The 22,885-nt window shown below is 62.8% G+C and carries 17 protein-coding genes and 1 pseudogene; 14 read left to right on the forward strand and 4 right to left on the reverse strand.

All coding sequences use genetic code 11. The features are described from left to right. The first annotated feature begins 172 nt into the window (after positions 1-172). From ABE487_RS06310 to ABE487_RS06320, 3 genes and pseudogenes are all read left to right on the forward strand, one after another. A complete protein-coding gene (locus tag ABE487_RS06310) occupies positions 173-2,374 on the forward strand; it encodes a tetratricopeptide repeat-containing diguanylate cyclase (RefSeq protein ID WP_346451666.1) in 2,202 nt (733 codons plus the stop codon). Positions 2,375-2,808: 434 nt separating this feature from the next. Beyond that, positions 2,809-3,308, forward strand: a pseudogene (locus ABE487_RS06315) (winged helix-turn-helix domain-containing protein); the annotation flags it as partial. Positions 3,309-3,384: 76 nt separating this feature from the next. Next, positions 3,385-3,729, forward strand: coding sequence for a DUF3024 domain-containing protein (locus tag ABE487_RS06320; RefSeq protein ID WP_346442142.1), 345 nt, complete (start codon positions 3,385-3,387; stop codon positions 3,727-3,729). 102 nt (positions 3,730-3,831) lie between these two features. On the opposite strand, the gene ABE487_RS06325 is transcribed toward ABE487_RS06320, so the two are convergent. The 4 genes from ABE487_RS06325 to ABE487_RS06340 all read right to left on the reverse strand — a co-directional run bounded on the left by ABE487_RS06325 (position 3,832) and on the right by ABE487_RS06340 (position 8,928). After that, a complete protein-coding gene (locus ABE487_RS06325; RefSeq protein ID WP_346451667.1) occupies positions 3,832-6,306 on the reverse strand; it encodes a hypothetical protein in 2,475 nt (824 codons plus the stop codon). 398 nt (positions 6,307-6,704) lie between these two features. Continuing rightward, the gene (locus tag ABE487_RS06330) at positions 6,705-7,217 is read right to left on the reverse strand and encodes a hypothetical protein (protein ID WP_346452872.1); all 513 of its coding nucleotides are present in this window, start codon (positions 7,215-7,217) and stop codon (positions 6,705-6,707) included. Positions 7,218-7,297: 80 nt separating this feature from the next. Further along, a complete protein-coding gene (locus ABE487_RS06335; protein ID WP_346451669.1) occupies positions 7,298-8,431 on the reverse strand; it encodes a hypothetical protein in 1,134 nt (377 codons plus the stop codon). Further along, positions 8,404-8,928 (reverse strand): hypothetical protein, encoded by a 525-nt coding sequence (locus ABE487_RS06340; RefSeq protein ID WP_346451670.1) that lies wholly within the window; start codon positions 8,926-8,928, stop codon positions 8,404-8,406. The genes ABE487_RS06335 and ABE487_RS06340 overlap by 28 nt, the downstream gene beginning before the upstream one ends. A 169-nt stretch (positions 8,929-9,097) precedes the next feature. On the opposite strand from ABE487_RS06340, the gene ABE487_RS06345 reads away from it, so the two are divergent. The 11 genes from ABE487_RS06345 (at position 9,098) to ABE487_RS06395 (ending at position 22,826) form a co-directional block, all read left to right on the forward strand. Beyond that, positions 9,098-9,361, forward strand: a complete 264-nt coding sequence (locus ABE487_RS06345) for a YlcI/YnfO family protein (RefSeq protein WP_346451672.1) — start codon at positions 9,098-9,100, stop codon at positions 9,359-9,361. Between the two features lie 3 nt (positions 9,362-9,364). Then, a complete protein-coding gene (locus tag ABE487_RS06350; protein ID WP_346451673.1) occupies positions 9,365-9,673 on the forward strand; it encodes a type II toxin-antitoxin system RelE/ParE family toxin in 309 nt (102 codons plus the stop codon). Positions 9,674-9,888: 215 nt separating this feature from the next. After that, the gene (locus tag ABE487_RS06355; protein ID WP_346451675.1) at positions 9,889-13,176 is read left to right on the forward strand and encodes a helicase-related protein; all 3,288 of its coding nucleotides are present in this window, start codon (positions 9,889-9,891) and stop codon (positions 13,174-13,176) included. Then, positions 13,173-13,862: a DUF4391 domain-containing protein gene (locus ABE487_RS06360; RefSeq protein ID WP_346451677.1), complete on the forward strand. Its 690-nt coding sequence runs from the start codon at positions 13,173-13,175 to the stop codon at positions 13,860-13,862. The genes ABE487_RS06355 and ABE487_RS06360 overlap by 4 nt, the downstream gene beginning before the upstream one ends. Before the next feature lie 193 nt (positions 13,863-14,055). Next, positions 14,056-14,247, forward strand: a complete 192-nt coding sequence (locus ABE487_RS06365; protein ID WP_346451678.1) for a hypothetical protein — start codon at positions 14,056-14,058, stop codon at positions 14,245-14,247. 27 nt (positions 14,248-14,274) lie between these two features. After that, the gene (locus ABE487_RS06370; RefSeq protein ID WP_346451680.1) at positions 14,275-16,152 is read left to right on the forward strand and encodes a site-specific DNA-methyltransferase; all 1,878 of its coding nucleotides are present in this window, start codon (positions 14,275-14,277) and stop codon (positions 16,150-16,152) included. Between the two features lie 9 nt (positions 16,153-16,161). Further along, a complete protein-coding gene (locus ABE487_RS06375) occupies positions 16,162-17,217 on the forward strand; it encodes a PDDEXK nuclease domain-containing protein (RefSeq protein ID WP_346451682.1) in 1,056 nt (351 codons plus the stop codon). Further along, positions 17,214-20,297 carry a DEAD/DEAH box helicase family protein gene (locus ABE487_RS06380; protein ID WP_346451684.1) on the forward strand — a complete coding sequence of 1,028 codons (3,084 nt, stop codon included), beginning with the start codon at positions 17,214-17,216 and terminating at the stop codon, positions 20,295-20,297. Before ABE487_RS06375 ends, ABE487_RS06380 begins: the two co-directional genes overlap by 4 nt. 302 nt (positions 20,298-20,599) lie before the next feature. Continuing rightward, positions 20,600-21,253 (forward strand): hypothetical protein, encoded by a 654-nt coding sequence (locus ABE487_RS06385; RefSeq protein WP_346451686.1) that lies wholly within the window; start codon positions 20,600-20,602, stop codon positions 21,251-21,253. 134 nt (positions 21,254-21,387) lie between these two features. Then, entirely contained in the window at positions 21,388-21,867 is a 480-nt protein-coding gene (locus ABE487_RS06390) for a hypothetical protein (RefSeq protein ID WP_346451688.1), read from the forward strand. 260 nt (positions 21,868-22,127) lie between these two features. Further along, the gene (locus ABE487_RS06395) at positions 22,128-22,826 is read left to right on the forward strand and encodes a hypothetical protein (RefSeq protein ID WP_346452873.1); all 699 of its coding nucleotides are present in this window, start codon (positions 22,128-22,130) and stop codon (positions 22,824-22,826) included. The last annotated feature ends 59 nt before the right edge of the window (positions 22,827-22,885 follow it).

The following is a 22,885-nucleotide window of genomic DNA, read 5'->3' on the forward strand; positions in this document are numbered from 1 at the left end:
TCCCACACGTGACCATCATCACGTAATCTTCACTACAGGTCGGGCAGCCGCTGCCGATACGAGACATCCGGGCAATGCGACACCGCGTCGCAGACCGGGGAGGGCGATCGACGGCGGCGCGCCGGTCGGCCAGGGAGCGCCAGCGCGCCAGTGTCTTGCTGGGGACCTGTCCATGTCGCATCGCGCCCGTTCGCATTCGTTGCTGTTGCCGTGGCTGCTCGCTGCCGTGGGCCCCTCGCTGGCCGCCGACCCGGCCACCGCCGCATCCTGCACGACGCCGGACGACCTGCCGGCCTGCGTCGCCGACCTCACCTCGCGCGACCCGGCCGCGGCCCTGCGCATCGGCGAGCCCGCCTGGCAGGCGAGCGTGGCCGCTGCGCCGGATGTCGCGCTGGGCCTGGCGCTGGTCGACGCCGCGAGTGCCGCCGGCCGACGCGATGCCGTGATCGAGATCGGCAGCGCGCTGCGCACCGGCGCGCACCTGACGCCCGAGCAGACGCTGCGCCTGCTCAAGAAGCTCAACGGCGCCATCGGGCAGGCCCGCGATGGCGCGCGCATCGCCGAACTCGAAACCGAGACCGCGCGGCTGGAAACTCGTCTCGGCGGCGAGCAGGACCTTGCCGAACTGTGGCGGCAGCTCGCCGCGTCCTACTACAACATGGGCGCGCAGGACGACGCCTTGCGCGTGGCGCGCATCGCGCTGTTGAAGGTGCCCACGCACCCGCACCTGGTGGAATACAACGCCAACCAGATCGTCTTCATCATTTCCGCCCAGCAAGGCCGCATGCCCGAGGCGATCGAGGCCTTGCTGGAGGTCGAGCGCGTGGGCAAGGCGCTCAACCGCCCGGCCGACCCGGCCTTGCTCCAGAACGCCACCGGCGTGTTCGTCTACGCCCAGGACTGGCCCAAGGCCGTCGAGTACGGCCGTCGCGCGCTGGCCGCCTACGACGCCAAGCCCCGGCCCGGCCTGCCGCGTGCCGAGATCCTCAGCAACCTCGGCTCGGCCTACGAAGGCGCCGCCCGCCTGGGCCAGGCCGAAGCGCTCTACCGCCAAGCGCTCGACAGCGCCCGCGCCGAGGGCGCCTCGCCCGTCGCCGCCCTCAACAACCTGGCCAACGTGCTGCGTCGCCTCAATCGTCCGCGTGAAGCATTGCCGCTGCTGCGCGAGGCCGCGGACGCGATCGAAGGGGCCGGCGACAACGGCGATGCCGCGATCGTCTACTCCAACATCGGCGCCGCCCATGCGGACCTGGGCGAACACGAGGCTGCGGCCGTCGCGTTCGAGCGCTCGCGTGCACTGTTCGCCCAGTCCGACAACGTGCCGCGCCGGCTGGAGCTCTACCCGCGCATGATCGACACCCTCGATGTGCTGGGCCGCCACCGCGAGGCGCTTGCGCTGATGCGCGAATACAAGGCACTCAACGACGCATCGGTGAACGTCGAATCGCGCACGCGCATCGCCGAACTCGAATCGGCCATCGGCCTGGCCCGCAAGGAGAGCGAACTGGCCGCCGTCGAGCGTGCCCGCGCCGACGAACAGGTCGCCTTTGCCGCGCTGCAGACCAGCGAACAGCGCCAGCGCAGCATCGTCTACGGCCTGCTGGCGGCCCTACTGGCGCTGGGCACCTTCGTCGTACTGAAGCTGCGCGAAGGCCGCCGCCGCCGTCAAGCCAACGCCGAACTCGCCCGCAAGAATGTCGAGATCGAGGCCCAACACCGCGAACTCGAACTGCTCAACGCCGCGATCCGCCGCCAGAGCGAGGAAGACGCATTGACCGGCCTGCGCAATCGCCGCTACGTGCAGACCTGGTTGGACACGCGCGTCGCCGCCCAGACACAAGGTCAAGTGCAGGCACCGATGCTCGTCGCGCTGCTCGATCTCGACCACTTCAAGCGCGTCAACGACCTGCACGGCCACGAAGGCGGCGACCACGCCCTGATGCACCTGGGCGACATCCTGTGCGACTGCGGCCGCACCGGCGACGTCATCGCCCGCTGGGGCGGCGAGGAGTTCCTGTGGATCTGCCCCGGCAGCACGTTGGCTGACGCGCCCGCGCTGTTCCGCCGCCTGCGCGAACGCCTGCAGGCCGAACCGCTGGTGCGCCCCACCGGCACCGTCGTGCTCAGCGTCTCGATGGGCGCCAGCCTATTTCCCGCCCACCCCAGCCGCAGCGGCGACTGGCCGCTGAGCCTGCGTATCGCCGATGCCGCGCTGTATCGCGCCAAGCACGAAGGCCGCGGCCGCTGGGTGGGCTATGCCGTTGCCGGCGACGGCCCGCTGCTGGCCGACGACGAACTCGACCTGGCCGTGGACCTGCTGGAAACGCGGGGGCGGCTGCGCCTGGTGGGGGATGTGGCGCCTATGACGGTGTAACGGGGCGGGCAGGGCGGACGATGCAAGGCTGCTGTCACGCCGAGGTGTAGGCCACGCCTCTCCTTTGCTGATTGCAAGCGCGCTCGACTTGCAGCTTCACGCTCAACGCCGTCGGTGTCTCGGTTGTCATCGTACCTGTGACCCTGAGGCCATATACGGTCTGAAACGCACGCAGCGCCGTTTGGATCCCGAGTCTGACGAATGCGACCGGTGCGAACTGTGGGACCGGTGTGAACGATGGCTTCGATGGCCTGCATGGAGGTTGTCGAGCCCGGCGTTGAGCGATGAGCTCAATACAGTCGAATACTTGGCATCAGCGGCGACGAGTCCAGCAGGTCTGTCGGGCGCTGTGGGGGGGCTTTGGCGCAAAGGCGCTTGTAGATTCGGCCCATAAATAGTGTGGGCGATCTGCCGCCCGTGGTGTCCACTGCGTCATGGAGAACGAAGACGCACGCCGACTTAGCCCGTCAGAGCAACACGAACGTCGCCGGCAGGTCATCCGCAGCTGGAAGCGGGGCATCAACAAAAGGCTGATTGGCCGTGATGTTGGCTGAGCTACTCAGCGGTCCGCAAGATCATCGACCGGTACGAAGCTGGTGGGCCGAAGTCGCTGGTACGGCGCACACGCGGGCGCAAGGCAGGCGAGCAACGCAGGTTGAGCACCGGGCAGGAAGAGCACATCCAACGGCTGATCTGCGAGCGTCGGCCCGAGCAGCTGAAGATGGTTTTCGCGCTGTGGAGCCGGCCTGCGGTGAAGTATCTGGCGTGTTGGGGATTCACGCCACAGAAGCCGATTCGGCGTGCTTAAGAGCAATCGCCGCAGGCGGTGAGGGTTTGGCTGGACGATGAATATCCGGCCATCGCCAAGCGCGCGAAGGCCGAGAGTACCGAGATTCACTGGGGCGACGAGACGGGGTTGGAGGATAGGCGTGGCGCTTGCGTGCAGTGAGTTTGGAGACCGCGCGCCCCTTGGCAGCCAGCGGCTTTGCAGGCAACCTGTGTGCATGACGATGAGCGAGTTCGAGATCCACCGTGTCGAGCGGCTGCTGGCCGGTCTCGTGGAACGCAAACGCCCGCCACCGCATCTCCGCCCGCAGTTGGACCTGGCCTGGCGGCGCGAGGGGCATCGGTTCGAGGTGTTCGAAGTGCGGGCGCGCTGGCAAGGCGCTCCGGGCGAGACCATCGAGAACCCTGTGGCCCGTACTACCTGGGTCAAGAGCCGCCGGCTCTGGCGGCTTTACTGGATGCGTGCCGACGGGAAATGGCATCGCTACGACCCCTTACCCGAGGCCAGGACCCTGGAGGCAGTGCTCGAGGAAATCGAGGCCGACCGCTTCGGATGCTTCTGGGGGTGAAGCGGACCCTCGTTTGGCGCGGCGTGTCGGCATCGCGCGACCACCATGGTCTGAAACGCCGATAGCGGCGTCATGGCGCGCTCCTGCGCTCGTGGTGGCGCCTCAGCGCGGTTTGCGCTTGCGGCCACGGCCGGGGCGCTGCGTGTCCAGCCCCAAGCCGCCCGACAGACCGAACAAGGTTTCGAACTGTGCCAACTCGGCTGCAGCCTCCCGTTCCTCGGCGCGGAAACGCGCCTGCAGTCTGCGGGTCAACATGTCCACGCGCCGCGCATCGCCGAGTGCATCGATCTCGTCCTGGATTTCCTGGCACCACTGCCGGCACTGGGCGATGCGCATCCGCAAGGCACGTTCCAGCTCGCTGCGGCGAGGCCGGGCACCGATCAGGTCCATCTCCATCGCCACCGGATACAGCAGGGCGTCGAGCTCGCCGTCCAGGGCCTGCGCCTGATCGCGCAGGACCGCGTTGTAGTGCTTGAGCCGCACTGGCGGCAGCGCGGCCATGTGCGCCGCGTCGATCTGCTCGATCTGCAGTTGCAGGGTCAACAGCTGCAGCAGATCGTTGGCGCGGTAGGCGCGGTTGACTTGCTGCATCAGCTCGGTTTTGCGCGCACGTTGCGCAGGATCGGGCTCTCGGTCGGGATGCAGGCTGGTGATCAGCTTGCGGAAGATCTCCTTGACCGACTGGCTGGCTTCGCGCTCGGCCTGTGCCCGACGCTCGGCGGCCGCCCGCGTGCGTCCGTCGACCGGCTCGGCTTCCTGCTGCTCGGCCTCGCGCTCGCGTAGCCGCGCCTGGACGTGTTCGAACAGGCTCTGCGCGTCCTCACCCTCGTGGCCATCGACCACGTCATCGCCCAAGAGCCCGCCCAGCATCGTTTCGGCCATCGCCTTCTCGAATACCCGGTCCTGGTCGCGCAGTGCCTCGATGTCGTCGCCGGTGTGCTTGCGCAGCAGTGCGGCCAGTTCCGCCTCGTCCGGGCCGTCGTGGATCTGGAGCAGTTCGAGCGCGCGCTCGCCGAGGTAGGTGCGCAGGGTGTCGCGCTGCGCCTTGCGCAACTGCGGCTGTGCATCGGATGCGAGTGCGGCGTCCAGGCGGCGTACCAGCTCGACCTCGGCCGCGTACTGCTGCCGCCGCAGCGGCGCGTACTCATCGGTCATGCGCTCGGCATAGGTGTCCAGCCACGCCCGCCAGTCGGTGAGTTCGGTGCGCTTGCGTTCGATCTGCCCGACCAGGCGCGCGAAGGTCTTTTGCTCGCGCGTGGGAGCCGGGCCGGGCGTGGCGAGCGCGACCAGTGCATGGCCACTCGAGTGGGGCGATGCGGCCGCGCTGTGCGATGCCTTGGCCGATGCTGTCGCCTGTGGCTTGGACGGCTCAGGCCCCGGCGCCGCAGCGGCGCGTCCGGATGGCGGCAGCAGCGCATCGTTGGCGTAGCGGCCCTGCGCACGCAACTGCGACAGTGTGGTGGTGTAGCTGCGGCGCAAGTCCGGGCCGAGCCAGGCGCTGCTCAACAGCAGCGAATCGCAGACCAGGATGCCGCGATAGGGCAGTACCGCCGTCTCGACGAATAAGCCGGAACCGCCGGTGATGTCGCGCAGCCGTTGGGTCAGGCCGAGCACACCGTAGGCGACATCGCCTTCTGGATCGATGAAAATCGAATGGCTGCGCGTGTCGCGCAGGTAGACCCAGCGCTGAACGTGCAGCGCTCGCATTGCGTGCAGCAACTCGGCGTCCAGCGCCGTGCCGGCCTTGCGCAGCGTCTTGATCGCGGTCTCGAGCAACGCCGGCTCGCGGACCAGACGCGCGCGCGCATCGACCAGATGCTGGTGGAAGGCATCGCCGTCGGGCGGCGGCCCGCCGATCTGCAGCAGGACCGCCTTGTAAGTCTGGATGAACGTCTGGGCCGAGGCCGGATCGAGCATCAGCGGTTGCGAGGCGGCGCGGGTCGTGTTCGCAGACCGTTCCGCGCTCGGGGCCTTCGCCGCGTTCTCAGTGACCGACGGCAGCTTCCAGCGCCGCGCAAGCTTGACCAGTGCGGCATTGATCGCCTCGACATCGCAGGCATCCGGGTCGAACCCCTCGCCGAGCCATTCGCGCAGATCGTCGTGATCCTCGTGATCGGGATCAGCCAGCGCATCGCGCAAGTGCGCATAACCTGGCGGGCCGCCGCAGTCTTCCGGCGGGCAGGCGCCCGTCGCGCCCAGGCAATGCAAGGCGACCGTGGTCGGTGCAGGCGCGTCCACGGCCTCGACCACGATCGCGTGTTGCCAATCGTCGCCGAAATCGTAGCAATACCCGAACCGGCTGCCGGCATGCGGCGCGATCTGCGACAGCGTGTGCGCCGCCTCGCTCAGCGGCGGTGGGCCGAAACCGAAGGTTTGCAGGCGCGGGCCGAAGCGCTGGCGATGGCGCCCCTTGCCAACAGAGAACTCGTGCAGATGTTCGTCCTGCCAGCCCATTACGACCTGGATGACGGTGTGCAGCCGGGCCAGCGACAGATCGGCGGGCACCAGACAGATGCGTTCGACAGGCGGCGCGACATGGTTGAGGCGGAGACGCAGGCGGTAGAGCGGTGCGGACATCAGAGCGGCGGAAGGATGCGAAGCGATGTGGAGGGTCAGCATACTGCCGCCTCGGGCGGTGGGGGCAGCCCGGCCTGGGTGAGGGCCGGGCTGCTCCAACGTCGATGGCGCAGGGGACCCGTCCCGCGAGGTGATGGCTCGGTGTCGGTCGCGATATCGAGCCGGACACTTGCCGGAGGGCGTCAAGCGCCGCGTCGGCTCTGCGCCCCTATGCAGGACGAACAACGATCTGCATTTGTTGCGCTCGCTACTTGTCAGATGCCTGGGCTGCATCGAGCTTGTGCTGCAGGCGCTCCCTGACGGCATCCGGGTGGCCCCAAGCAGCTACGCGCCGACATGGGGGACGATCGGCGGCTGTGGTCGCGTACTGAGGGGGGGCAGGGCGTCCGCCTCGTGCCTCAGCGCGCGACAGGCGTCGCCGTCACCTCGATGGCGGCATCGCCCTGCAGCCGCGCCACGACCTCGGCCGCGCGCGTGGGTTCGTAAGCGATCGCGACGAAGCGCAGCACCGCCCCGGCGCCCGTGCGTTCGAGCGACGGCGCTGCGTAGGCGCCCCCCAGCGCGGCGATGGCCTCGATGTCGGCCGCGTTGCGTGCGTGCACCGCTTTGCCCTCGACGGCATCGGCGAAGCGCGCCACCACGTCCGCCCACCAGTCCGCCGGTGCGTCCGCACCGCAGGTCGAGAGCAACCGGGCCAGCCCCGCGGCGTCGCCTGCCGCCACGACCGTGCCGTCGGGCAGCGTGGCGAGCGCCCGCTCAGGCGCATCGAAACGGTCCTTGACGAGCGCGGTGTGGAACTGGCAGCCGGCATGATTGAGCCGCGTGTTGCGCAGGATCTCGATGTCCTCGCCGTGCGTGCCCGCAGCCGTGGCCGCCTCGAGCAAGGCATCGTGTCGGTCGGTGTGGTCCATGGTCGTATCCCGTGCGCAGGCGGTGGTGGCGAGCGCCAGGAGCAGGGCGGAGCCGAGCATCCTGGCCATATCAGGCGGGGTCATGCGTTGTCGATATTGCCGGGCGGCACCGGCGCATCACCGGTGGGATCGGCGTACTGCGAGGACGGCAGATCCACCTGGTCCTGAATGTACTGCTTGAGCTCGTCATGCGTCGCATTCTCCGGTACCGGCACGCCGGTCATCAATGACAACTGCTCGGCGAACTTCAACGCCTCCTCGGGACTGCTGTCGATCGCGGCCTCCGAGCTGGCACGGTAGGCGCCGGTGATCTGGTTGCGCCAGCGGCCCATCGCCTCGGCGTTCGTCGGCTCGCGCCCGAACTCCGCCTTGAAGGCGGTGTACCAGGCCCGGTACTCCTGCTCCAGGTACTCGAAGGTGCTGGAGACGCGGTCGCCGGCCAGGATGTGGTTCACCTCGTGGGCGACCGTGTGCAGCACCACGTGCTTGGAGTTGTAGGTCTCCGTCAGCGGTCCATTGCCGGCGTTGACCATGTTGGCGTTGAACGTGATCGTGCCGTTGCCGGCCGTCCCGTACAGGCCGCCACTGGAGTTGATATCGCCGCGGAAGCTGTCGTCCCAGGCGAACACGATGTCCGAATCGGGCGAAAGTACATGGTCGAGCGTATTCGCGTTGATCTGCGCATCGCCCGCATCGTTCTGCGAGATGTATGCGATCGCCTTGAGCGTGCGCTGCTTGTCGTCGAGGTCGAAACCCTGGAACCAGTCCTTCGCCAGCAGCCGTTCGATGTTCGCCACCGAGCGTCCGTCGGGATAGTTGGCCGCTTGACTCAACACCGCTGTCTGCTCGGCAGCGCCCAGGCCCTGGAAGTCACCACTTTCGAGCAGGGACTTCAGCGCGCCTGGCAGGGCGGTGTCATCGGCGCCACGCCCCTCCAGCGCCGTACGCACCAGCCGTTGGTCAGACGCCGACAGCGCCTGATACTCAGGCGACTGCAACACCGCGAACTCGGTGAGCTTGGCCTGCTGCTGCGCCGGCGGCAGCGCCTGGAACGCCGGATCTCCGATCAGCGCCTGCAGGTCGCGTGCCACATCGGCTTGGGCGCCGCCATCGCGCAGCGCCTCCACGACCAGCGCCCGCTGCTCTGGCGATAGCGCCTGGAACGCCGGGCTGGCCTGGAGCGCGGTCACGGCCTCCCAGGCATCGCCATCCATGCCGGCCAGCACCTCGCCGACGGGCCGGCCCTCGGTGCCGGACTGCAGCAGCCGGAGCGTGTCTTTGACCTCAGCCGGTACTCCCGGATCAGCGAGGGCCGCCTCGATGTCCCGCGCGCCGATCTCCCATCGCGCGCGCCCTGCACGAACGGATTCCACGACCCGCCGCGGCCGGCTGCCGTGTCCAGCAACTCGTCGTAGTACTCGCCCGACGCAATGGTTTCCAGCGCTGCTTCCAGGTCCTCACGGCTGATCCGGCCATCGGCGCCGCCCTTGCCGGCGCCGACATCGAGGAAGTTGCGCGACACCTTGCTGTCGAGCAGAAACTGCGCCGCATCGCGCAGGTCCTGCGGCGCGTCGGCATCCTGCGCAATGCGTTCAAGGTCGCCCTCGCGGATATTGCCGCCGCCGAAGACACTCGACAGGCCCGTGCGCCCGTCAAGCACCTGGTCGTAGTGGGTGAGCAGGATGTTGGTGGCGGACTGGAGGGTGGTCATGACACGGCGTTTCCATACGGGATGTTGTGACGCTATGCCGATAGCTGGCCCGATGAAAGCTGGGGCGTGTCCCAGGGGATCGCCATCCCAGACATAGCGTGAATGGGCCGGGTTGAAAAAGCCGTGTCCAGCGCGGATGATGCATCGCAATTGCAACGCAAGGTGCCGCATGAAGACTGCCACCCTCCCATCTCTGCGTGTCGACCCCGCACTCCGCCAAGCGGCGGAAGCCGTGCTGCAGGAGGGCGAGACGCTCTCGAGCTTTGTCGAACAATCGGTACGCGCCCAGGTCCAGTTGCGGCAGCAGCAGGACGCCTTCATTACCCGCGGCCTGGCTGCGCGTGAGAGCGCACGACGCTCCGGAAAATACGCCTCCGCGCACGACGTTCTTGAAAGCCTGAAGAACCGATTGGACCAAGCTCGGGGAGTTTGATTCTTGGCGTTCGACGTTCGTTTCACGGAAGAGGCGCAAGACGACCTTGAGCGCCTCTATGACTGGCTGCTGCAACGCGCAGACGGTGACTTCACTACGGCCGAGCGTGCGCTGCAGGTGATTCGGGACGGCATGTCAGTGCTGGCAGTCGCGCCGCTCGCATGTCGAAAGGCGACCGCCCATGATCCCTTTCTACGCGAGCTAGTTATCGGTTTTGGCGCCAGTGGCTATGTGTTGCTGTTCGAAGTAGAAGACAGCCGGACTGTGACGGTGCTGGCGGTGCGCCACCAGCGAGAGGATGACCACCGCTGAAGACTCTGGGCCAACGTTTGCGCCCAAGCAGAGGGCGCTAATACTCGGTAGGGGCAGTCCGGCGGTAGGCTTAATGGTCCTTGCCCTCCGAAAGCTCGGACATTCGTGGCGGCGGGGTTGAGAGCCACCCCTTGGGTGCTGAATGACCTGCGCTAATGAGACAATTGTCCAGCGACATGGCTGGAAGAAAAATCAAGCTGGTGTAGGGGGGCACGATGGAACTGATCGACAACATCAGCCGTTTGCTGGGTGATGACCTCAAGCAAGCCATTCGGTCGCGGGCGCGGCTGAAGGTCGCGGCCTCGTGCTTTTCAATGTATGCCTACGAGGCCTTGAAGTCCGAACTGGAAAAGATCGATGAACTGGAATTCATCTTCACCTCTCCCACCTTTGTGGCCGACGAAGTCACGGACAAGATCCGCAAGGAACGCCGAGAGTTCCACATCCCCAAATTGGAGCGGGAGCGCAACCTGTACGGTAGCGAGTTCGAAATCCAATTGCGCAACCAACTTATCCAAAGGGCGGTTGCCCGGGAGTGCGCCGACTGGCTACGACGGAAGGCCAAATTCAGAAGCAATCGCAGCAAAGCGCCCATGCAGCAGTTTGCCTGCGTGCAGTCGGGCAGCACTGATACGGCCTACACGCCGCTACACGGCTTTACCGCCGTCGATCTGGGTTATCAACAGGGCAATGCAGTGTCCAACTTGGTCAACAAGATGGACGAACCTGGCTTCACGGCCGCCTATCTGAACCTGTTCGATCAAATCTGGAACGACCCGGAAAAGCTGGAGGACGTCACGGCTCAAATCTGCGACCACATCGCCTCGGTCTATCAGGAGAACGCGCCCGAGAGCATCTACTTCCTGATGCTCTACAACATCTTCAACGAGTTCCTCGACGACATCGACGAAGACGTCCTGCCCAACGACCGCACCGGCTACCAGGACACGCTGATCTGGAACAAGCTCTTCAACTACCAGAAGGACGCGGCTACCGGCATCATCAACAAGCTGGAGACATACAGCGGCTGCATCCTTGCCGACAGCGTCGGCCTTGGCAAGACCTTCACCGCGCTGGCCGTGGTCAAGTATTACGAGCTGCGCAACAAGTCCGTCCTGGTGCTGTGCCCAAAGAAGCTGGCCGATAACTGGCTCAACTACAACCGCAACCTCAAGACAAATCCTTTCGCCAAGGATCGTTTCGGCTACGACGTTCTGGCCCACACCGACTTGAGCCGTACCAGCGGCGAATCGTTTGGCACGCCGCTCAATCGCATCAACTGGGGTAACTATGACCTCGTCGTCATAGACGAATCGCACAATTTTCGCAACAACGACGTCTACAAGGATAAGGAAACCCGCTACCAGAAGCTGATGAACAAAGTCATCCGTGAAGGCGTGAAGACCAAAGTATTGATGCTCTCTGCCACGCCGGTCAACAACCGCTTCACGGACCTGAGAAACCAGCTCGCGCTCGCCTACGAGGGCGACTCAGAAAGCCTCAGCAAGAAGCTGCGCACCAGCAAATCGGTGGAAGAGGTCTTCCGCAACGCGCAGAAAGCATTCAATGCCTGGTCAAAGCTGCCGCCCGAGCAACGCACGCCACGCGCCATTCTCGATGCGCTGGACTTTGACTTCTTCGAGCTGCTGGATAGCGTCACCATCGCGCGCTCACGCAGGCATATCCAGACCTTCTACGACATTAAGGACATTGGTCATTTCCCAGAGCGCCGCAAGCCCTTGTCGTTCCATTGTGCGCTGACGACGCGCAATGACGTGATGGATTTCAACGAGATTTTCGAGCGGCTGACCAAGCTCCTGCTGGCGGTGTACGCACCGGCCAAGTACATCCTCGCCAGCAAGCGCCAGCAATACATCGAACGCTACAACGCCCAATCCGGCGACGAAAAAGGCAACCTAAGCCTGGAAGGCCGGGAAAGCGGTCTGCAACGCTTGATGACGGTAAATCTGCTCAAGCGGCTGGAAAGCTCCGTCCAGTCCTTCAGGCTCACGCTGCAATCCCTGCAAGCCAACCACCAGAACACGTTGGCGCAGATCACGGCCTTCAAGCAGACCGGCAGCGCGGCCATCGTTGATGACATGACCGGCGTGCTGGAAGACCTTGATGCCGAAGAAGACGTCCTGCTCGATGAACTCGAACAAGGCAGCGAAACCGGTGGCAAGCTCAAGGTCAGCCTGTCCGATATGGACTTGCCCTCGTGGGAACACGACCTGAAAGCCGATCTCGCCCACATCGAAGTGCTGCTGACCTCGATGGCGAAGATCACACCCGAGGACGATGCCAAGCTCCAGCATCTCAAGGGGCATGTGCTGAGCAAGATCACCAGTCCCATCAACCTTGGCAACAAGAAGATCCTGATCTTCACCGCCTTCGCCGATACCGCTGACTATCTGTACGCCAATCTGGCTCCCTCTTTGCAGGCCCTGCAACTGCATACCGGCAAGGTGACAGGCAGCGATCGCCCCAAGTCCAACTTGCCCAAAGCGTATGACTTCCAAGAACTGCTGACGCTGTTCTCCCCTAGATCGAAAGAAAAGACCGTCGCTCTGCCGAATGAGCCAGCGGAAATCGACGTGCTCATCGGCACGGACTGCATCTCCGAAGGCCAGAACCTTCAGGATTGCGACTATGTCATCAACTACGACATCCACTGGAACCCTGTGCGCATCATCCAGCGCTTCGGGCGCGTGGATCGTATTGGCTCATCCAACACCAGCATCCAGTTGGTGAACTACTGGCCGGACATCTCGCTCGACGAATATATCAACCTCAAGGAGCGCGTCGAAAACCGGATGATGATCGTGGATGTCACCGCCACCGGCGACGACAACGTCATCTCCGCGCAAGCCAACGACGTGTCCTACCGCAAGGAACAACTGCGCCGACTGCAAGAAGAAGTCATTGAGCTGGAGGACGTGAAAACCGGTATCTCCATCACTGATCTTGGCCTCAACGATTTCCGCATGGACTTGCTGAACTACGTGAAGGCTCACGGCGATCTGGACAAATCGCCCAACGGATTACACGCCGTTGTTCCCGCCAACCCCGATCTCGGCCTCGCCCCCGGCGTCATCTTCACGCTGCGCAATCGCAACGCGGGCGTGAATCCGCCCGCCCACCTCCCACAGCACAACCGGCTGCATCCTTACTATCTCGTGTACATCAACCGTGAAGGTGAAGTTGTTCACGACCACACAGAGGTCAAGCGCCTGCTCGATCTGGTCCGCTCGTGCTGCAAAGGGCAAGCGGCACCGATTGCCGAGGTCTGCCAACGCTTCAACAAAGCCACCGCCGACGGCCGCAGGATGCAGCCGTATTCGGATCTGTTGAACAAGGCTATTCGTTCGATGATCGAGGTGAAGGAGGAGAAAGACCTAGACAGCCTGTTCACCGGAGGCAAGACCACGGCGCTCACGCACGTCATCAATGGGTTGGACGACTTCGAGCTGGTCGCCTTTCTGGTGATACAGGGGGCCGGATGAGCCAGCCTAGCCCTGCGCACCAGCATTCGGCCTTCATCGCTTACCCGACGCAGGCCGCTTTTGGCCGCGCGTTGCCCAAGAGCAAGGTATACGAGCACAGTGGCGCGAACACCCGCCTCAAAGATGTGTTCGTCAAGCAAGTCGAGCAGATCGTCTGGGCATTCAAGCTCGCGCCGGAAACGATTCACCTGCCTGCGCGGCCCGGTGTGCCAGAAATTCAGGTGTTCAGTCTTCAACTCAGGACGCCGGAGCTGCATTGTGATGTGTTGCGCTGCATCGACGGGGCTATCCCGTTCCCCATCGTGTTCGAGCTGGCCTTCGAGGGCAGGACTCAGGTCATCGCTGCCTATAAGCGTCAGAACGAGGCCGATGCGAACCGCTGGGTGATGTCGGACTACTTTGCGACAGACTGGCTGCCGGTCGGCAGCCAGCGGGCAACCATGCCAGTAGCGCTGCATCTGGGCAGCTTGTACGAACAGTTGCTGCACCGTCTGATCCCGCTATCCTTGCGTCCGCAGGAAACGCTTACCGAACTGGTGGCGCGCGTGGAGCAGGTGCAGGCCAAGCAACGTGAAGTGGGAAAAATAGCAGCAAGGCTAGCGAAGGAAAAGCAATTCAACCGCAAGGTGGAGATCAATGCCCAATTGCGGCAGTTGAAGAATGACTACGAAGCTCTGACCCGTTGAGGGGCTCAGGAACTTGACGTCATGCCGAAGGAAAGGAACCCAACACACTCAAACGATCGGTTCCCCAACATGTCAAGGTTAGAGACGATCACAAGCCGTTGCGCTTTGGACATGACGAAAAACGGAACTCTAAAGATTGCTCGAATGAAACTGGAAGCCTTGCAACGCCTCGGAGCTGCCGGTTTTGGTACAGATGAACAACCTGCCCAAGGATCAGCGGCCCAAATCGGATGATCCCGACTTCTGGGCCGTATGGTCTGGAGACGGGCTCGACAAGGATTCCGAGGGGAACGCCATTGAGCGAACCGTTGACTGGCAAGCCATTGCCGCCGACTGGCAGCAAATCCCCCTGAATTATCAGCCAGACGACGGCTCGGACAATTAACAACTTGCAAGTGATAAGAAGATTGATATGGAAAAGCTGAAGATGCACTCGCCCAACCTGACCGAGAACAACATCGCGCGCATTCGTGAGCTGTTTCCGGGTTGTGTGACCGAGACGCGTGGCGAGGACGGCAGTGTGAAGCTTGCGGTGGATTTCGACCAGTTGCGGCAGGAGCTTTCGGCTTCGTTGGTGGAAGGGCCACAGGAGCGATATCACCTGAACTGGCCGGGCAAGCGCGAGGCGCTGTTGACGGCCAGTGCGCCAATTGCTAAGACTCTGCGGCCGGTGCGCGAGGAAAGCGTGGACTTCGCTACGACGAAGAACCTGTTCATCGAGGGAGATAACCTCGACGCATTGAAGCTGTTGCAGGAGACGTACCTGGGGAAGGTGAAGCTGATTTATATCGACCCGCCGTACAACACGGGCCGAGACTTCATCTACGACGATGACTTCAGCAAGGATGCCGAAAGCTATCTGATTGAATCAAACCAAGTCGATGAGCAAGCTGGTCGCTTGGTCGCCAATACGGAGGCCAATGGCCGCTTCCATTCGGACTGGTTGAGCATGATCTATGCGCGCATACGGCTTGCAAGGAACTTGCTCAAAGATGATGGTGTCGTCTTCATCTCAATTGACGACAATGAAGTCGATAACCTGCGCAAAGCATGCAGCGAGGTATTCGGCGAAGATAATTTTGTTGCGCAGATCATCTGGCAGAAAGTTTACGCACCAAAGAACACGGCAGACTGGTTTTCAGAAGATCACGACTATGTTCTGGTTTACGCAAAGAACAAGCAGTCATGGCGTCCGCAGAAGTTGGCAAGAACTCCTGAAATGGAGGCGCGCTACAAGAATCCAGATAACGATCCGCGAGGCCCTTGGAAGGCGTCGGATATGTCGGCTCGCAATCGGTACGACGCAGGCATCTATTCCGTTATTGGCCCTTCCGGGAGAAGGATTTCTGGACCTCCCACAGGCCGGTATTGGGCAGTTGATGAAACAAAATTTAAGGCGCTTGATGCTGACGGGCGCGTCTGGTGGGGCGCTGACGGCAACAACGTTCCTGCCGTGAAGAAGTTTCTTTCAGAGGTAGCCGGTGGACGCACACCTCAAACGCTTTGGTTTTACGACGAAGTTGGGCATACGCAAGATGCAAAGAAGACGTTGCTCAAGTATGTTCAGTATCAGCACACGGAAAACGTTTTGAACTCCGTCAAACCCGTAGAACTGTTGCAACGCGTACTACAACTCGCTGGGCAACCGAACGACGGTGACATCGTGCTGGATTTTTTCAGCGGCAGCGCCACCACGGCCCATGCCGTACTGAAGCAGAACGCCGAGGATGGCGGTAACCGACGCTTCATTGGTGTGCAGATTGCCGAACCGCTTCCAAAGCCCGAGCCTGGCATGGCCTCGATCTTTGAAATGGGGCAGAGACGGATACGCAATGTGGCCAAAGAACTGGGTGAAAGCGATACGTTCCGGAAACTTGACCTTGGCTTTCGCGTTCTCAAGATCGACACGTCGAACATGGCCGACGTCTACTACGCACCCGATGCGCTCGACAAGGCCAACCTTGACCTGTTCGTGGACAACATCAAGCCCGAGCGCACGGCGGAAGACCTACTGTTCCAGGTGATGCTGGACTGGGGCGTTGATCTCGCGCTATCCATTGAGAAGAAGACGATCCAAGGCAAGGACGTGTTCTTTGTGGACGGCGACGCGCTGGCCGCCTGCTTCGACGCGCATGGCGGCGTAGATGAAGTCTTCGTCAAGGAACTGGCCACGCACAAGCCGCTGCGCGTGGTGTTCCGCGATGCGGGGTTCAAAGACAGCGCCGTCAAGATCAGCGTGGAGCAGATCTTCAAGCTCTTGTCGCCATCCACCGAAGTGAAGAGCATCTGAGGGGCGCAGATGAGTAAAGATGAATTGACTGCCAGCCCCACCGGCTATGCCGACTGGTTGGCTGAACTCAAGCAGCGCATCCATGCCGCGCAGCAACGCGCCACGCTTGCAGTCAATCGTGAGCTGGTGTTGCTGTATTGGCAGATCGGTCAGGACATTCTGGCGCGTCAGGCCAGCCAGGGTTGGGGCAGCAAGGTGGTGGACAGGCTGGCCCGCGATCTGCGCAACGCCTTCCCGAATATGAAGGGCTTTTCCCCGCGCAATCTCAAGTACATGCGGGCCTTTGCCGAGGCGTGGCCCGATGGCGAATTTGTGCAAGCGGTACTTGCACAATTGCCCTGGTATCACCAATTGGCCCTGCTGGACAAGCTGCAGACTGCCGAGGAGCGGCAATGGTACGCCGCGCAGGCGCTGGAAAACGGCTGGTCGCGCAACGTGCTGGTGATGCAGATCGAATCCGGCTTGCGCCATCGTACAGGCGCGGCCATCACCAATTTCGGCCAGCGTCTGCCGAGGCCGCAGTCGGATCTGGCCCGCGAGTCACTGAAAGACCCATACCGCCTGGACTTTCTCGGTCTAGGCAAGGAGGCGCAGGAACGTGCCATCGAAGATGCGCTGGTCAAGCACGTCACCCAGTTCCTGATGGAGCTGGGCGCGGGCTTCGCCTTCGTCGGACGGCAGGTACATGTGGAGGTGGGCGACAAGGATTTCTACATCGACCTGTTGTTCTACCACCTGAAGTTGCGCTGCTATGTGGTGGTGGAGTTGAAGGCCGGGGAGTTCCAGCCCGAATACGCAGGTAAGCTCAATTTCTACCTCAGCGCGGTGGACAGCCAGCTCAGGCATCCCAGCGACAACCCCAGCCTGGGCCTGTTGCTGTGCAAAAACCGCGACAAGGTGGTAGCAGAGTACGCCTTGCGCGACATGCACAAGCCCATCGGCGTTGCGGAGTATCAACTGGTGCAGGCGTTGCCCAAGGAGCTGCAAACCGACTTGCCTCGCATCGAGGATATCGAGAGTGAGTTGCGGGATGCGGACGATGCGTCCGGGGAAGCGCGGGCATGAAGCTGAAATTCAAGACCCAGGCCTACCAGACCGCCGCCGTGCAGGCGGTGGTGGATTGCTTCAGGGGGCAGGTGCGAAGTCATGGCGGCATCCGCTATCGCCTTGATCCCGGCACCCGCAAGGCGGCACCAGCCAGCCCACAGGGCGCGCTGGCGCTGGAGGCCGCGCCGGATGCGGCGGCAGAGCAGGAGGCAGCTTTCCGCAACGCCGACCTCACCCTATCGGAGCTGGCTCTACTGGACAACATCCACGCCGTGCAGCGGGGGCAGAACCTGCCGCTGTCGGATGCGCTGGTCAAGACCAAGGTGGCCAAGGTCAATCTCGACATCGAGATGGAAACCGGCACGGGCAAGACCTACTGCTACATCAAGACGATCTTCGAGCTGAACAAGCTGTACGGCTGGAGCAAGTTCATCATCGTCGTGCCCAGCATCGCCATCCGTGAAGGCGTGGCCAAGTCGCTGGACATCACCGCCGAGCACTTTCTAGAGACGTACCACAAGAAGGCGCGCTTTTTCATCTACAACTCCAAGCAACTGCACCACCTGGAGAGTTTCTCGTCGGACGCGGGCATCAATGTGATGGTGATCAACGTGCAGGCTTTCGCCTCGCGCGGGGCGGAAAACCGCCGCATCTACGACGTGCTGGACGACTTCCAGTCCCGCAAGCCCATCGACGTGATCAGCGCCAACCGGCCGATCATGATTCTGGATGAACCGCAGAAGATGGAGGGTGCGGCCACTCTGAAATCGCTGGAAGAGTTCAAGGCGTTGGCGGTGCTGCGCTACTCGGCCACCCACAAGACCACCCGCAACAAGATTCACCGGCTGGATGCGCTGGACGCCTACAACCAGAAGCTGGTGAAGAAGATCGCCGTGCGCGGAATCGCGGTGAAGGGGCTGGCGGGCACGGCGGGCTATCTGTACCTGCAATCCATCGAGATTTCGAGCAAGAAGCTGCCCGAAGTGCGCGTCGAGTTCGAGCAGAAGCTGGCAGGCGGCAACATCAAGCGCGTGGTGAGAAAACTCGGCAAGGGCGACAACCTGTTCGAGCTGTCGGGTGGACTGGATCAATACCGCGACTACGTGGTCGCGGACATCAACGCCAACACCGACACCTTGAGCTTTACCAATGGCGTGGAGCTGATGGTCGGCGACGCCACTGGCGACGTGACCGAGGCCGCGCTGCGCCGCATCCAGATTCGAGAGGCCATCAAAGCACACTTCGATAAGGAGCAGGCACTGTTCCAACAGGGCGTGAAGGTGTTGACCCTGTTCTTCATCGACGAGGTGGCCAAGTACCGCGACTACGTGCAGGCGGACGAAAAAGGCGAATACGCCCGCATCTTTGAAGAGGAGTACACGCAGTACCTAAACGAGATGCTCGACCTGGACGAGACGGCCTACGTCAAGTACCTGAAAGGCATCGCGGCGGACAAGACCCACAGCGGCTACTTCTCCATCGACAAGAAGAGCAAGCGGCAGGTGGATTCAGCGGTCGCTGCTCGTGGCGAGAACGCGGGCCTGTCCGATGACGTGGATGCCTACGACCTGATCTTGAAGGACAAGGAGCGCTTGTTGTCGCTTGTCGAGCCGGTGCGTTTCATTTTTTCGCACTCGGCCCTGCGCGAAGGCTGGGACAACCCGAATGTGTTCGTCATCTGCGCGCTCAAGCACAGCGACAACGCCATCTCCCGCCGCCAGGAGGTGGGACGCGGTTTGCGGCTGTCTGTCAACCAGAATGGCGACCGGATGGATCACCCAGCCACCGTTCACGAAGTGAACGTGCTGACCGTGGTTGCCAGCGAGAGCTACAAGGACTTTGTTGCCGCGCTGCAGAAGGACATCAGCAAGTCGCTGTCGGAGCGTCCACGCGTGGCGGATAAGGCATTCTTTACTGGCAAGATGGTGACCACGGCCACCGGCTCAATGACTGTCACAGAAGACCAGGCGAGCGACATCGAGTTCTATCTGATTCAGAACGGCTACGTCGACAAGAAGCGCAACATCACCGAAAAATATCATCAGGCCAAGAAGGACGTCACCCTGGCTGCGCTACCGGATGAACTCGTTCCGTTGGGCGATCAAGTGTTCGCGCTTGTGGATAGTGTCTTCAGCGAAAGCCAGTTGCCTGACATCGGCGACGACCGCCGCCCGAAGAAGAATCCGCTCAACGCCAACTTCGACAAGCAGGAGTTCAAGGCGCTGTGGAACCGCATCAACCGCAAGGCGGCCTACAGTGTCGCTTTCGACTCGGACGAGCTGGTGCAAAAGGCAGTCAAGGAGCTGGACGCGGCCCTGCGTGTGACCCAACTGCAATACACCATCCAGGCCGGCGAACAGATCGACCAGGTGACTGGCGAGGCGCTTAGGCGTGGCGATGGTTTCAAGGTTTATGAAACAAAGACCGAGTACAATAAGCAGTCGGTCCATTCAGCGGTCAAGTACGACCTTATCGGCAAGCTGGCTGAAGGCACGCAATTGACCCGCCGGACAGTGGCGGAAATCCTCAAGGGTATCAACGTTGCGGTCTTTGCGCAGTTCAAGATCAATCCCGAGAGCTTCATCGCCGAGGCCGCGCGGCTCATCAACGAACAGAAGGCGACGGTCATCATCGAACACCTGGCCTATGACCCGGTCGAGGACAAGTTCGATCTGGACATCTTCACCGCCGGGCAGGCCAAGCAGGACTTCAGCAGGGCTGGTGAGAAGCTCCAGCGGCACATCTACGACTATGTGCTGACGGATTCGAAGGTAGAGCGAGAGTTTGTGAGAGAGCTGGATACCGCCAGCGAGGTAGTGGTCTACGCCAAGCTGCCGCGCGGTTTCCTGATTCCCACGCCGGTGGGTGACTACAACCCGGACTGGGCGATCAGCTTCAAGGAAGGTGCGGTCAAGCACATCTACTTCGTTGCCGAAACCAAAGGCTCCATGTCTTCGATGGACCTGCGTGAGATCGAAAGGACTAAGATCAAGTGCGCACGCAAGTTCTTCGATGAGATGAACCGTCGTTTTGCTCCGGAGAACATTAAGTACGAGGTCGTGGATAGCTTTGGGAAGCTCATGGACGTCGTTAAGTAGCTAAGGGATGAGTGAGTTTAAGCTTGGTTTCCGGGGTTGACATTCCCATTTCGTGGTGGGATGCTCATCCCCGGAGCCTCGAAACTCCGCAAACAGCGGTGCCCACCTCCGACAAACCGGTGGGTTTTTTGTGCCTGAGATCTTTGCAGGCGCAGCCGACGTGATTGCCTACGTCGGGAGGGCGGCGAATACAACACCCGCAAGGGGAATAAGCCCGCCGACTGTTTGCGGTTTCGAGCCTCCCGACTTCCCGTCCACCGTGCGCGGTGGCGGGTACTTCCCATGGAATGGAGGCAAACGCGATGTCCAAGCATGACCATGATGATCAGAATCAGCCTGGCTACTTCGTACCGGAAGACAGCCGCACGCGGCTGCGGCAGCTGATCGAGCATATGCAGTTCTTGTCGGAACTGGCGCAGCCGCGCTCGCTGGCGGATGAGGAGCAAGGCATCCCGCAGGTGCGTGGCGGCGATGTGGCCACCTGCCTGACGCTGTTGGCCGAGCAGGCCGATCAGGTGCTCGAAGCGATGACGTGGCGCTCGTCGCGGGCGGCGCGGCAGGATGCGTACACGCCGCCGGAGGACGTGGAAGCTACCGAGGCTACGAGTGCCGATGATGCGCCGCACGAGGCCACGATGGGCGCGTACGCGAAGGCACGCGCAGCGGAGGCGTTTGATGTGCCGGACGACTTCGTGTTCGGCGTGACCATCGACCAGGCGGATGCGCTGGACCGTCTGGTGCAGACGCTGATGGCGCATGGCGATGTGCTGGCGTCCGGTCATGAAGACGATCTGGCTGACGCCACGATCTCGACGCTGGGGCTGGCGATCTCGGAAGGTGCCGACACGGTGCGCGAGATTCTGGAGCAGGTGCAGGAACAGCAGTTGCAAGCGCCGTCCCGGCCGGCCACGGGTGTGCGTGAGCCGCGTCCTGCCTATGGGGCCGCGCTGCACTGATCGGGTGAGGTGTGGAGCCGGGCGTGCGGCAACGTTGCACGTCCGGCTCCAATTATCTAAACTTCAGATTGATGGTGCAGGGAACCTCGGCTGGATGGGTGCCGCGGATGGCACGCGGCGGAGGGTTCCACGCCATGCACGTACTGACTTCTCTGGACTCACTGCACAGGAAGCTCAACGCCATGACAGCGCAAAGGATGAGGGCCGGCGTCACGCTGGACCAAGTGGATCGCCTCGACCACTTACTGCAATCGATCACCGCCCTGGGTGATGTACTCGCGATGGGGGATGTGCCCGTGCTGCACAAGGAAACCGTGCCCACGATCGGGCACGCGGTCTTCCGGGCCGGGTGCGAGGCACGGGAGATTCTGGACACGTTCGACGTGCCTCGGCCCGACGCGGACGCGTCAGATGCAACGGTGGAGGAGAGCGACGACCCGATGGACGCCGCCGCTGCGGCGCGTGCCGCAAAGGAAGAGGATGTGCGACGCCGCCTCGACGAAGCGCGCACGCCAGAGGAACTTAACGCGGTGCTGGCAGACAGCTACTTCGACAAGATTCGCCAGGTGCTGGCCGATGGGCCTGGGGGTGATATCGAGGACGAGGATGAGTAGTTCGGTGGGGCGGGCACGTGTCTTTCGATCGTGACGCGCGCGTGGCCCTGACCATCACACCGAAACGCGTACGCATCGAGGCAAACCCCGACACCGCAGACCGGACATTTCCGATAGCGCGTGTCGGGCATGCCTTCGATGATTGAGCTCGACGCCTTCTTCGACGCAGTCACGCATAAGGCGTCGTCCCCCACACACGGAGGTGAGTGATGACCGGATCATCGAACGACACGCCCGAAGGCTTGGGCTACTACCTGTCGGTGGATGCGCAGTTCCGCCTGGAGCGGCTGCGCGTGTTCATGCGCTTTATCGCGCGGTTGGCGGAGCCGCGCACCAGTGACGACGACCCGCCGCAACTGGACTGGCAGGAACTGCAGTTCTGCATGGAGCAGTTGGCCGAGCAGATCGACAGCGTGATGGAGGTGCTCGACTGGCCGGCGCGGCGGAATGCGGCTGACCACGTTGACGGGGATGCAACGTCCGCGTCGTTGGACGAGGACGTGCACGACGCGGCGCCTGCCGAACGTGCAGCCAAGACGGCACGGCCCGGCAGCCAGGCGTCGCGCGCGTCGACCGGCCAGGCTGAGGACGCACCTGCGGCGACCTCGTTCGGCCAGTGCACGGACGGCGAGCCGTTTGTCTTCGGCCTCACGACGGATCAGGCCGATGCATTGGGGCGGCTGTTGCAGACGATTGCCGCGCATGGCGACGTTATCGCCTCCGATCACGCGGACGACCTCGCCGACGACACCTTGTCGACGTTGGGCCTGGCGATCTCCGAGGGCGCGGATGACGCCCGTGTGCTGCTGGATCAGATCGAGACCCAGCGCCTCGGCGTCGCCTCGCGGCCGATCCACGGCGTCGAAGAACCCCGGCCTCGCTATGGCGCTGGCGTGGTGCAGCTCGCACATCGCCGCACCCATCTGCGCACGGCCGCACCGGCGTATCAGGTGCATTGATCGGAGTGGCGCTGCCGGACGCGGCACGGCGTCCGGCAGTGCCAGTTCCTCTTAGGGCC

Origin of the sequence: Luteimonas sp. TWI596 (assembly GCF_039674105.1) — a bacterium.
Taxonomy (GTDB): Bacteria; Pseudomonadota; Gammaproteobacteria; order Xanthomonadales; family Xanthomonadaceae; genus Luteimonas.